The organism is Bifidobacterium sp. ESL0800 (genome assembly GCF_029395355.1).
Lineage (GTDB): Bacteria > Actinomycetota > Actinomycetes > Actinomycetales > Bifidobacteriaceae > Bifidobacterium.
Window position 1 is genome coordinate 1,653,475 of the sequence record NZ_CP113913.1, and the last position, 12,968, is coordinate 1,666,442.

The 12,968-nt window shown below is 59.9% G+C and carries 9 protein-coding genes; 4 read left to right on the top strand and 5 right to left on the bottom strand.

Annotation, left to right across the window (positions count from 1 at the left end; translation table 11 throughout):
- Nucleotides 1–41: 41 nt before the first annotated feature.
- The 4 genes from OZX75_RS06465 to OZX75_RS06480 form a co-directional block, all read right to left on the bottom strand.
- Nucleotides 42–1,352, bottom strand: coding sequence for an ABC transporter substrate-binding protein (locus OZX75_RS06465; protein WP_277145835.1), 1,311 nt, complete (start codon nucleotides 1,350–1,352; stop codon nucleotides 42–44).
- Nucleotides 1,353–1,681: 329 nt separating this feature from the next.
- Nucleotides 1,682–2,701, bottom strand: coding sequence for a glycoside hydrolase family 43 protein (locus tag OZX75_RS06470; protein ID WP_277145836.1), 1,020 nt, complete (start codon nucleotides 2,699–2,701; stop codon nucleotides 1,682–1,684).
- A 303-nt stretch (nucleotides 2,702–3,004) separates the two neighbouring features.
- On the bottom strand, nucleotides 3,005–4,084 hold the full coding sequence (locus tag OZX75_RS06475; protein ID WP_277147479.1) for a LacI family DNA-binding transcriptional regulator: 1,080 nt from the start codon (nucleotides 4,082–4,084) through the stop codon (nucleotides 3,005–3,007).
- A gap of 51 nt (nucleotides 4,085–4,135) precedes the next feature.
- Complete coding sequence (locus OZX75_RS06480; protein WP_277145837.1) at nucleotides 4,136–6,307, bottom strand: family 43 glycosylhydrolase; 2,172 nt, start codon at nucleotides 6,305–6,307, stop codon at nucleotides 4,136–4,138.
- 112 nt (nucleotides 6,308–6,419) lie between these two features.
- On the opposite strand from OZX75_RS06480, the gene OZX75_RS06485 reads away from it, so the two are divergent.
- From OZX75_RS06485 to OZX75_RS06495, 3 genes are all read left to right on the top strand, one after another.
- Nucleotides 6,420–8,003, top strand: coding sequence for a glycoside hydrolase family 43 protein (locus tag OZX75_RS06485; RefSeq protein ID WP_277145838.1), 1,584 nt, complete (start codon nucleotides 6,420–6,422; stop codon nucleotides 8,001–8,003).
- A gap of 114 nt (nucleotides 8,004–8,117) precedes the next feature.
- Complete coding sequence (locus OZX75_RS06490) at nucleotides 8,118–9,824, top strand: glycoside hydrolase family 43 protein (protein WP_277145839.1); 1,707 nt, start codon at nucleotides 8,118–8,120, stop codon at nucleotides 9,822–9,824.
- Between the two features lie 481 nt (nucleotides 9,825–10,305).
- On the top strand, nucleotides 10,306–10,734 hold the full coding sequence (locus OZX75_RS06495) for a hypothetical protein (RefSeq protein WP_277145840.1): 429 nt from the start codon (nucleotides 10,306–10,308) through the stop codon (nucleotides 10,732–10,734).
- A 48-nt stretch (nucleotides 10,735–10,782) separates the two neighbouring features.
- On the opposite strand, the gene rsmI is transcribed toward OZX75_RS06495, so the two are convergent.
- On the bottom strand, nucleotides 10,783–11,733 hold the full coding sequence (gene rsmI / locus OZX75_RS06500; RefSeq protein WP_525930286.1) for a 16S rRNA (cytidine(1402)-2'-O)-methyltransferase: 951 nt from the start codon (nucleotides 11,731–11,733) through the stop codon (nucleotides 10,783–10,785).
- A gap of 169 nt (nucleotides 11,734–11,902) precedes the next feature.
- Between rsmI and OZX75_RS06505 the strand changes: the two genes are divergently transcribed.
- Entirely contained in the window at nucleotides 11,903–12,727 is an 825-nt protein-coding gene (locus OZX75_RS06505) for an alpha/beta hydrolase (RefSeq protein WP_277145841.1), read from the top strand.
- The last annotated feature ends 241 nt before the right edge of the window (nucleotides 12,728–12,968 follow it).

Here is a 12,968-nt window from a genome sequence, read left to right on the forward strand (position 1 = left end):
CGACCTTCAGGCAGGCCGGCTATTCAGTTATATTGCTGGGGTCAGTCCTCGGCGTATTCGTCGAGGTAGCCCTTGATCTTGCCCTGAGCCGTGTTGAGCAGCTGGGAGATGTCGGTGTCCTTGCGGGCCGTGTTGTTGGTCAGCGCGTCGACCGAAGCGGAGATATCGCCGAAGCCGCCCTTGAGGCCGGCAATGCCGATATAGGAGTGGTTCGTGTTCTTCGCGATCTTGGCGATGAGCGGACGCTTGGAGAGGTCGGAATCCTTGACCAGCGTGTTGTTCGGCGGATAAGCCGAGCCGAGCGACCACATGATCTGGTTTTCCTTGCTGTTGTAGTACTTCATGAAGTCATAGATGCCCTGCTTCTTCGGGGAATCCTTGACCTGCGAAGTCACCCACCAATACAGACCGGTGGAACCGGTGTTGGAGCCCTTGGTGCCGTCAGGATAGACATAGGTGCCGTTGCCGTCAGGAACCGGGAACAGATCGTGCTCGATGTGCTTGTCGGTCGCGGCCTGGTCTTCCCAAGGTCCGACGATGACCATCGCGGACTGGCCGGACTCGAAGGATTCACGGGCCTTGGTGTCGTCCATGCCCTTGAGGCTGTAGCCAGCCTTGTAGAAATCACGCATCTTCTCGAGGAACGCCTTGTTCTCCGGGGTGTTGATGGAGACCTTGCCCTTGGTGGTGTAGATGCCGGAGCCGTTGCCCTTCAGGAACGGGGCCCAGCCGGAATCGGAGAGGGCCATGCCGTACTGCTTGCCCGGAATGGTCAGCTTCTTGGCGGTTTCGAGCAGCTGGTCCCAAGTCTTCGGGTAGTCGTTCTCGGTCAAGCCAGCGGCCTGCCACATCTTGGTGTTGTACCAGACGGCGGTCGGCGCATAGCCCATCGGGACGCCGCACTTCTCGGTCTTGCCGTTGACGTTGAAGGTGATCTGCTTGACGACGTTCGGGATGTAGTTCTTGGTGTCATACTTCGCGTCATTGTAGAAGTCCGTGACGCACTGGAACGTTCCGTCGATCGACCAGCCCTGTCCGTTGTCGGCGCCGGTGGTCACGATGTCGGGGCCATCGCCGGAGGTGATCTTGGTGACCATCGTCTCGCCGATGGTGCTCCAAGGCTGCAGCTGGGCATCGATCTCATACTTGTTCTGCGACTTGTTGAAGTTCTTGACGATCTTCTCGAGCGTCTTTCCATCGGCCTCGGAGAAACCGTGCCACATGGTGATCTTCACTTTTCCGTCGGCCGTTTTCTCGGTCTTGGCATTGCTGGAAGAACCGCAACCAGCCAATCCGAGACCGGCAACCATCGCCATGGCGACGGCCGCTACGAGCGTCTTTTTGATTTTCATGGATTTCTCCTTTTCCTTCTCTTGGGATTACCCAAGATATTCGCAACGTTGCCGGGATAAGGACGTACCGTGTCCCTATCCTCTCCCGCAGTACGTGCAATGGATTCAACACCTTTGTCGGTTACCACGAGCATCAACGCCTTTGCAACGATGTAATGTCAGTATAGCGCAATTTTCAACGTTGTACAAACGACACATGCTCCGTTACAAAAATTACAAACAGATACGGAACCTGTTACGGCCTCGATCCGGTTTGTTGACATCTCACCTTTTCAATTATGACTTTGACTTTGCTGGGCACGTCCATACCCATACGCGCCGGCGAAGCCTTATGCCCGCTTGGCTCGGGAACCTGCCAGAGGCCCTCCGTCATCGGGAAGAATATCGGTGGTGGCCGGCGTCCACAATGTGTCCGGCTGCGGGGTGCCGAAGTCGGGGCCATTCGCGGTCCACCGCACCACGCCCACACGCGCATGACGATTCGGATCGAACAGCGGGTCGCCCTCGATATGCGTGTAGTTGCGTGCGTGATAAATCATCAGGTCCTCGGTACCGTCCTCGGATCTGGTGAAGCAATTATGGCCGGGACCGTACTGGCCGTTGGCCTCGCAGGTCTTGAACACCGGCTCGCTGGCCTTGCTCCAGCTCGACGGGTCGAGCAGGTCGCTGCCACGGTCGGCGGTCAACAGACCCACGGCGTACGGCACGCCGGTGCCCGACGCCGAATAGGTGATATAGACCTTGTCGTCGTGCAACAGGAACGCCGGCCCTTCATTGACAAGAAAATCGACGCACTCCCAGTCGTATTCGGGGCGGCTCAACATCACCGGATCGGTATCGAGCGTCCACGGATTCTTCATGCGGGCGATATACAGATTGGAATTGCCGGGAATCTGCGGGTCCTTTTGCGCCCAGACCAGATACTGGACCCCATCGATGACCTCGGTGGTGGCATCCAACGAGAAGGAATCGACAGGCGTTACGATTTGGCCCTTTTCCGTCCACTCGTCGGCGGTGGGGTCGTCGGCCTTGCTCTCCAGCACATACATGCGATGCGTCGGCAGATCGGCGGCGTCAAAATCGACCTCGGCGGCCGCGAAGTAGATGTACCAAGCGCCGTTGATGCGATGCAGTTCGGGCGCCCAGATGTATCTGCTCATCGGGCCGGATTCGTGCTTGTGCCAGATTACGGTCTCCGGTGCCTTCTGCAACCCGGCGATGGTCTTGGCCTTGCGGATGCCGATGGTGGCGTAACGGGGATGCGAACCCGTGAAGTAATAGGTTTCATCGCTCTTCAGGACCCATGGATCCGCACGCTGCAGAACGATAGGATTGTCATAAACGACCATGTTCACTCTCGAATCCGTCTCAACTATAATTTACAACGTTGAATATAGCAGATTTACAACGTTGAAACAAATCGGAGTGGCGCGGCCTATCTATCTACGCTATTGCGTCCTTCAAAACGAGACCTCAGCGATCGGCGTTACATCTCAGCAATGGCGCCAAATCAGAAAATACCATAATGCCAAATCAGGAGACGAAAACATCAAAGCAGGCAAACAGCTCTGCCGCTCTCACCCTCTCTGACCCAAAACGCCGCAACAGGGAATCGGCGCCAGGACGCCTCCCTGTTGTCTTGCGCGACAATTTCAGCGGTCGACCCGGCGCGTGGAATCGCGGACCACCAGCGTCGACGAGACCTTACGGAAAACGGTGCCGCCATTCGCCGTGCCCAATGGGCTGACGCCGTCGATGCGGTTCTTCAAAACCCGCACCGAAAGACGCGCGACGGCCTCAAGCCCCGGGGTGATGGAAGTCAGGGACGGCGAGAGATATTGCGAATCGTCCGAATTGTCGAACCCGATCACCGACACGTCATCCGGGATCCTCAAGCCGCGCATCTGGATGGCATGCATGGCACCGGAAGCGAGCATATCGTTCAACGCGACGACGCCGTCCAACTTGACGCCGCTATCGAGCAGACGGTTCATGGCGTCCACCCCGTCGACACGATGCCACATCCTGGACGGGGCGACCAGCCGCTCGTCGAATTCGATGCCGTTCTCTTCCAAGGCTTCTTTATAACCTTGGAAACGCAGGCCCGCCGAGCCGACCTTCTCGCCGGGATGCACGCCCAGCACGGCGACCCTGCGGCACCCGGTCTGGATGAGATACGCCGTGGCGCGCTTGGCGCCTTCGACGTTCTCGGTGGCGATATGATCCACCGAATCGGTGAAGATACGCTCGCCGATAAGCACCAGCGGATAGTCGACATCGAGCTGGCCCACATCGTCCTGCCCAAGCTCCAAAGGGCTGAAAATCACGCCGTCAAGCATGGAAAGCCGCTTGCCGTGCAGCGCCTCGATCTCGCCTTCGCGCGAATAGAGCGTGGGCTCCACGATGACCTGCAGCCCCAGCTTCTTGGCCTCGCCGATGACCAGCGAGGAGAGCTGGGCGAAATACGGCAGCTGGAGATCGGGAATGATCAGCGAGATGACACCGGTCTGGCCTCGCCGCAGGTTGCGCGCCGAGGCATTGACCACATAACCGAGCTCGTCGATGGCCTTGTTGACCTTCTCGCGCGTGGCGTCCGAGACGAATTGGTAGTCGTTGACAACGTTGGAAACGGTTTTGATCGAGACCCCTGCAGCTTTTGCGACCTCGCGCATGGTCACAACCTTCTGTTCAGGACCTTTATGGCTTCTGGCATCACTTCCGGATGATTTCATATTCTTCATTACTCCTGCTTGTCAATGAACATGTCGATGACTATATACGAATTACATCATTTCTATCTTCATCGATACACATCTCGAGGAGCAATCAAGTTCTTCGCTCGCCTGCATGTCGAGAATCGGCATCCTTTCAGCATTCCAGTGTACACGGCGCACCTGCGCGTCGCGACCACCGTATTGCCCGTCAGCATACTCGGCGGCGTGGAAGACATACAACGGATTGCCGTCCTCGTCACTCGACCACATGCCGTGACCAGTTCCCAGTTGCCATTCATCGTTGTATATGCTGGACTTCTGCAACGGGTAATCCAGCTTGGTCCACGTTCGCGGATCCAGCAGATCGGCGTCCTTGCCGGCCGGAGCGGTGGCCAGACCGGTGGTGTAGTCGATGCCGACCAGGGAGCCGGAATAAATAAGGAACAGTGTCCCATCGTGCTCGATGACGTTGGGGCCTTCGGCGATGGCATTGTCCCAGGCGAATTCCGGGAACACGATCTGTCGCGGCGAACTGGTCAGATGCGCCGGTCGCTCAGGATCGAACGTGGCGATCCAGACGCTGCCGATCTGCTGCCAGGCGTAGTACCAATGCCCGGAATCGGTGAACACCGTCATGTCGAGGCTGATGCGCTGCACCGGATTCAACGCCTCGCCCTTCGGGCCGTAAATCGGCTCGGGAGCATCCCAGTTGGCAGGTTCGCGCGGGTCGAGATCGCGGCCGTCGGCATCTTGACGTAGCTGCATGATGTGGCAGCAGCCCGTCCACATATCGGGCTTGCCCGCACGGTCGTTGGGCGTACCGTCGGGATTGTGCTCCGGGCCGTCGAAACACGGCATAAAGAGAATCGAGAGCCGGCCGCCGATGATGTGCAGTTCCGGTGCCCAGAAGCAGCCTGTCATCACCCGCCCCTCGCTGTTGCGGTCACCACACTTCAAAAGGTCGATCTCACGGCTCCGCCCACCGGCCGCGTCCGAGAGCTCGGCGATGGTGTGCCCCACACGCAGGGGCATGTGGGTGCGGCCATTATTCGGGTCGATGCAATTGCCGCCGGTGTCGTCGGTGGCGATGAAGAGGAACAGCCGTTCTCCGTTGAAATCGTAGGCGAATACCGACGGATCGGCGCGTTCACGGGCGAACGGCACCGGATAGGTCTCCTGACGCACGATACCGTCGATGCTCACCACATCGCCGGCCTTGAAGTTTCCGGCGAGCACGTTGCGCCTGAAATCCTCAAGCTGCGCCTCGTCCCAATCGACGTTGCGACAAACGCAAGAACCGTCGGAATAAAGCAGATCGACGGTCTCGTGCCCGAAACGTTGAAGCGCGGCGTCGACGGCAGAAGCGGAAGCGGAGAGCGCAAACGTCAGCGCAGGACTAGCGACGCCGGTGTTGTAGACGCGTCCGAAGCGGTTGAGCAGGGCGATGGCGTCGTTTTCATCGATGTCAATGACATTGCCGGGCACGCAGTCCGGGATATCGGCCGACCCGACCTGTTCATTGCGCCAGTCAGCCATTTCGCAACCGCTGTCGTCGCGTTCCGCGCCAGCGCACGCGTTGCCGTCAGCTGCGGTTTCGTCCATCGCGACCACGCCGTCAAACGCTTCCAGCAGATTGTCGACATGCGCCGTACGCAACGCACCGGCATCATTGTGCCAGGAAATCATGTATCCCCCGGTTTCGGCGAGTGCCGTCACCTGCGGGCGGTGCACGCCCTCGTCGGTATCCAACGTCACCATGCCCAGCTGCTCATAGCTCAACAAGTCCGGACTCCGGGCCAGCAGGAACGCACAACGTTCGGACCCGTCGGCTTTGCCGCCGCGGGCCGTACGGGTGGCCGCGATGCCGTAGCCCATGTCCGGCCAGCGGAACAGATACGGGTCTTTGAGGCTTTTGAGGGTGATATCGACGTCCGGCATCAGCGCGTCAAGTCCCACAGCACCACTGGGCGCGTAACCGGAAGGCCCGTCCTCCTCGCGCAAATGGCGTGAGGCGGTTGCCGCGCCTCTCGCCTGTCGCGGCACACCCACGCGCGGCACGCCTGCGGCAAAGAATATGCCATAGTTGCCGTTGAGCGCCTCCCACCTGCCCGTCGCCGGCGAGCGCAGCGCCAGATGCATGCTCAACGCGATGTCGGCATTGTTGGCATGTTCACGGTCGGTGGGTTTCCTTGTATAGCACAGCAAGGAATACTCCTGCATACATTCCTGATGTTTTTCCATCTTCGACGCCCTGTCTCCGCATTCGGCTTTACAACGATGTACAATATTTATAAAATATTACATCGTTATAGAAACGCAACGCCGCAATTTCCGGAAAGAAGCGAGGCAAATCATGGCAATGACGACACTGCGACGCACGTTGGCTGCAACGTTGGCGGCGTTGACCCTCATCGGCACGCTCGCGGGATGCGCGGGCAACTCCGCCGGCGACGCCTCCAACGGCACCGCCCAAACCGGGGAAACCCGCAATTCGGCGGGCAAGCACATCAGCCGAGTCTCGGTGCACGACCCGTCCGTCGTCAAGGCGAACGGCAAGTATTACGTCTTTGGCTCCCACCGCGCGTGGGCGAAAAGCGATGACCTCGTCAACTGGCATTATTTCAAGAACAACCTCAGCACCGACTACGAAACGATTTTCGACGATATCTGGAAGGCGTGGCCCAAGCAGTCCTCGAATCCCGACGTCAAAGGCAACATGTGGGCGCCGGACGTGGTGTGGAACCCGACGATGAAGAAATGGTGCATGTACCTCTCCCTGAACGGGGCCAACTACCAGTCGGTCATCGTCCTGCTCACCGCCGACGACATCGAGGGCGACTGGACCTACGTCGGCCCGGTGGTCTACTCCGGCTTCAACGACGCCGACAAGGACAAGACCGACGTGCCGAAGGTACTCGGCGAGAACGCCGACCTCGGCCGCTACCTCTCCGCCGACGACACCGAGATCAACGCCATCGACCCCAGCGTCAAGGCCGACGACAACGGCGATATGTGGATGACCTTCGGCTCGTGGTTCGGCGGCATGTGGATGCTGAAGCTCGACGGCAAAACCGGCCTGCGCGACTACACGAAGACCTACGAAACGGTCACCGACAAGTCCGACGGCTATTACGGCGTCAAGCTCGGCGGCGGCTACGGCAACTCCGGTGAGGGATCCTACCTGCTCAACACCAACGGCTGGTGGTACCTCTTCACCTCCTACGGCCACCTCGAGCAGACCGGCGGCTACCAGATCCGCATGTTCCGCTCGAAGTCCATCACCGGCCCGTACATCGATGAAAACGGCAACCCCGCCGTCTCGACCAGCGCCGACGCCAACAACTGGGAAGGCGACACCGGCGTGCGCCTGATGGCCTCGAACCAGTGGAGCGGCACCGACAACGGCGACATCGAGGTCTCGCAAGGCCACAATTCCGCGCTCGTCGACAGCGACGGCACCGTCTATCTCATCTATCACACCCGCTTCTCCGACCGCGGCGAGGTCCACGAGATCCGCACCCGGCAACTGCTGCCGACCGCCGACGGCTGGCTCACCGCAGCGCCTTACGAATACACCGGCACTAAGGCGAAGGCCAAGGGCTATAAGACCAGCGAGCTGGCCGGCACCTACGAATTCGCGATGCAGAACCCGAACACCTATTTCAAAGGGCCGAAGAAGCTCGGCGACAAGACCAGCACCGACTACAAAGGCGTCAACAAAGGCACCGACATCACGCTCACCGCGAGCGGCAAGGTGACCGGGGAGCGCAAAGGCACCTGGAAAACCAAGGCGGGCAGCAACGAGCTGGAGATCACACTCGACGGCATCACCTACGTCGGCGCGTTCGACAGGCTGCCGCGAGACAAGGACGGCAAGCCCGTCATGACGTTCTCGGCGCTCGGCGACAACATCTGCGTCTGGGGCTCGAAGAAGTAGCTATTGAGCCCGATGCTTCAGGTCGGCGGGTATGAAACAGGAACGCAGAATCGTCAGCGTTCGCTGGCATACCTGCCGACCTGAAGCATAGAGAGATTTTTCAAGGAGGTATGTATGGCCATTTCAACGATTACCACACGGCGGCTGCCGGTCCGCATCCCGCGCACGCCCGAAGGTTTTTACGAATTTTCGCTGCCCGCCGGACACGTGCCGATCCACGACCCCGCCATCGCCGAAGAAAACGGGGTCTACTATATTTTCGGCACGCACCGACGCTTCGCCCGCAGCACCGATCTGGTCAACTGGGAACCGCTGAACAACAATCTCACCGACGATTTCGAGACACTGCTCGGGCCTATCTGGAAGCAGTGGCCACAGGTGGGCTTGAACGGATCGCCGCTTTCCGGCAATACCTGGGCTCCGGACGTCATCTTCAACCCGACAATGGGCAAGTGGTGCATGTATCTCTCCGTCAACGGCGAGAACTACCAGTCGGTCATCGTGCTTCTGACCGCCGATCATCTCGAAGACGACTGGCAATACGTGGGCCCGGTGATTTACTCCGGGTTCAAACCCGAAAACGTCAGAAAAACCGACGTGCCGCGGGTGCTCGGCAAAGAAGCGACCGGGCCGCTCGCCCGCTACCAATCCCTCAAGGACTCGCATATCAACGCCATCGACGCGGCGCCGGTGACCGACGAACGCGGCGACATGTGGATGAGCTTCGGCTCGTGGTTCGGCGGCCTGTGGATGATCCGGCTCGATCCGGAAACCGGTTTGCGCGACTACGAGACCACCTACCCGCTCGTCAAAGACGCGAGCGACCCCTATTACGGCATCAAAATCGGGGGCGGATACGGCAATTCCGGCGAGGGCTCGTATTTCCTGCATGCCAACGGCTGGTGGTATCTCATGCTCTCCTACGGGGGCTTGGGACGCACCGGCGGCTACCAAATCCGCGTCTTCCGTTCGCGCGAGCTGACCGGTCCCTACGTCGACCAGGCCGGCAACCCCGCGGTCTCACACGGCGAAATCGCCGACAATTGGACCGGCAAAACCGGCGTGCGGCTGCTCGCCTCGGTGGCCTGGAACGGAGGATCCGCCAAGTCTCCATCGGCAAACCCCGCGAAGGCGGCACCGGAAGGCAAAGCCATACTCCCCGATTGGGGTGGCGTGGAAATCTCGCAGGGCCACAACTCCGCGTTGGCGCGCGAGGACGGGCGAATGTTCATGGTCTACCACACCCGTTTCATCGGCCGTGACGACAACGACTACGAGACCCGGGTACGCGAGCTCTACACCACCGCTGACGGCTGGCTGGTCGCCGCACCTTACGAATATCAAGGATCGCTCGGCATCGCGCCGCACACACCCGCCGAAATCGCGGATATCTCCGGTGATTATGAGCTTGTCTGCCTGCGTCAAGACACGTATTTCGACGGTACGCGCAACGCCGATGGCCGCTGGCACGGCGTCAATACCCCCGTACATATCCGGCTTCGGCCAGATGGACGTGTCAGCGCGACTAATCTGCAAACGTTGATATCGGCAGGTTTGATTGACGACGATGTATCCGTAGCTTCGGCGGACGGTACCGTAACCTGCGGCCTGTGGCGGCTTTCGGGCGACGGACACGCGCTCGATGCTCGCGACGAAACCGAAACCGGCGAGATCTGTGGCAACGGCTCGATGCGCATCACACTCGGCACGCTCACCTACACCGGCGTTTTCGTCACGCTGCCCCGGGAATCCGACGGCAAGCCGGCCATGACCTTCTCCGCGGTCGGCAACAACCTCTGCATCTGGGGCGCACGGTGCTGAGCGACAGCTCATACGCGAAGGCCGGTAGCCGTTGAATGATGAAATCAGCACCACCGTTCAACGGCTACCGGCCTTTCCTTCCTTCGTCACCCGGCTCTGGTAGTCGAGCCGTAGCCGGCAAGCGACTTGTCACTGTTCATCACCGTTGCAACCAAATTCCACGTGTATTTCACCGATAGATTTCCAACGTTATAAATTTTCGACATCGCCCAAGATACGGCCCCTCTTCTCTTGTCTTTCATCTGCTTTACGCCCATGGATGCCACGAGCTCAGCTTGTCAACGTGGTGCGCCCTCATACCACTCAAATTGACAAATCGTACCGGAATTATCTAAAATAATACTTTGTATTTACAGCTGAAGTAATCAATAGATGGCGTGCAGGACGATGCTATCCACGCGCAGCGTAGGCGTGATTTGACGAAGGAGCACATACGAAAACAAGACGGAAGGCAGCCATCGCCGGCATTCTTATCGCTGTCATGCTCATGGTTGCGCCGAGCTCGGCCAATGCCATGGAGGCGGGCTCGCTGCCAGCGGTATCAGATCAAAGCCTCTCGGCAACAACGCCGTCATACAACAATCCGTCCGCAACGCAAGTCGGGCAGAATAAACCCGATCCCAATATCGGCAAGCCGCAAACCCACAGCAAAGACTGCGAACCCGATTCACAATCCGGCGATGGCAACACCAACGGCAACAATGACGGCAATGGCGGCGGCAATGTCATCGCAACGGCCGACCGCCCCCGATGCGCCGTACACGGCGGCCTGCTCACCCCTGCGTCCCAAGCACACCATTCCGTAATACCTTATGTTCTTCTGCTGCTTGCGGCCGGCATAACCATAGACTTGATCCGTCGTCATTTCAAGGCGGATTCACAGGCCAGCCCGCATCACTCGGACAGGTAAGCCGACCGAGGCAAAGATTCCTCTTCTGTACCCTTTTGGACTTGGGACCTATTTGAGTTTCAGCGTAGCGGCATAGACGGCCTTTCGATTGGAAAGAGATCCGTCGGAAAGCGGATGCTCTTTGACCACTTCGGCGATCGCGTCCTTGATGCGTTCGTCGGTTTTGGCGGCACGCTCGAGGGCCAACGCGGCCAGATCATCGACGCTCAGCACGGCCGCCGCGGCCTCCCCCGCCTTCAGCGCCTCGTCCTCGCTCGCCCCAGCGATGACCAGGACGATCTCACCGCGCGGCGGATCGTCGACAACCGACTGGTGGATCTCGGCGATAGTACCGCGGCGAATCTGCTCATAGTCCTTGGTCAGCTCGCGGCACAGCGCCATCGGGCGGTCCGGCCCGAACATCTCCAGCAGGTCGTCCATCGTCTCGGCGATGCGGTGCAGGGTCTCGTAAAAGACGATCGTGCGGCGCTCGGCCGCCAGCGAGCGGAAACGGTTCATGCGCTCGCCTCGCTTGCGCGGCACGAAGCCCTCGTAGCAGAAGCGGTCGGTCGGCAGGCCGGAAAGCGCGAGCGCGTCGAGCACGGCGGAGGGGCCGGGCGCGCAGGTCACCGGCAGGTCGCGCTCGATGGCGCGGCGCACGATGGCCACGCCCGGGTCGTTGACGGTGGGCATGCCCGCATCCGAAACCACCAGCACGGTCGCCCCGCGCTCCACCTCGTCTAAGAGGCCGTCGGCCTTGGCCCGCTCGTTGTGGTCGTGGTTGGCGACGACGCGGCCGCCGACGCGCACGCCGAGGCGGTTGGCCAAGTCGTAGAGACGGCGTGTGTCCTCCGCCGCGACGATGTCGGCCCGCTCGATCAGCGCCTTGAGACGGCCCGAGGCATCGCCCACGTTGCCGATCGGCGTGGCCGCCAGCACGACGGTGCCGCGCGGTATCTCAATCATCACGCCATCTTGCGTCGCGTCGCGTTCGCCGGTTGCCTGTTCCGCAGATTCCATATCGCTCGATTCCATACCTCAAGTATCCATCACCATGGTGACGCGATACGACTTCCGCCATCAAACGCCGTCCCGCAAGCTTCTTAGAATTCTGAGTGGGGTTCGGCACCGCGCATACGTTATTGAGATACCAGCGTACGCGGCGCCGGGCACGGAAGAAGGGACATTTATGCAGTACGTTACCAAAACCATCAAAGGCATTGACGGGAGCGTCGCCACACTCACCGGCTATATCATCGACAATTCCAAGGAAATCGATCCCGATCGTCGCCGCCCGGCCGTGCTCATTTTCCCCGGCGGAGGATTCAACAAGGTGACCGACCGCGAAGCCGAACCCATCGCGATGATGGCACTTGACGCCGGCGTACAGGCATTCGTGCTGCGCTACTCCATCGCGCCTTCGCAGTACCCGGTGCAGATGCTTGAGGGTGCCGAAGCCATGAAGATGATCCGTGCCAACGCCGAAGAGTGGCATGTCGACCCCGAGGCCGTCACCGTCATCGGCTTCTCCTGCGGCGGCCAGCTCGCCGCGTCGATGGCCACGACCACCGGCGACGATGTGATGCGCGAAAACGGCTATGATCCCGACGAGGTGCGCGCCAACGGCCTGGCGCTGGGTTACCCGGTCCTGACGGCCGGCAAGTACCGCCACGAAGGCACCATAACCAAGCTCTTGGGCGACAAGAAGAGCGACCAGGCGATGCTCGACGAGATCTCCTGCGAGAAGCACGTCGACGCAAAGACCGCGCCGACCTTCATCTGGCAGACCGTCACCGACGCGGTGGTGCCGGTGCAGAACTCGCTGCTCTTCATCAACGCCTGCGTCGAAGCGGGAGTATCCGTCGAAGCGCATATCTTCCCACAGGGCCCGCACAGCCTGGCTCTCGCCACCGCCGAGACGGCCGCAGCCGGCAATGACGCGCAAATCGAACCGAGCGCCCAAGTCTGGCCAAGCCTCTGGGCCGCCTGGGTCGAGCGCAATTTCATGAATTAAAAAGTAGGCTTTTGCTTAAAAAGAACCGGTCGCTGGATTTCGTTTGGCAACCGGTTCTTTTCAATACGCGCCAGTTTTATACAATCCGTTCCTTACCGAACCGCCAGAGCCGCCTTGATTGTCAACAAAATTCCAGGCAGCCAATAGCGTATGCCCAAAGAGTCTATTCATCACAGAAATTCCCAGCCGTTCCTGTGGCTACGGCCGCCCGCAGCCTTCCGAAGTCAATCGTCGATACGGA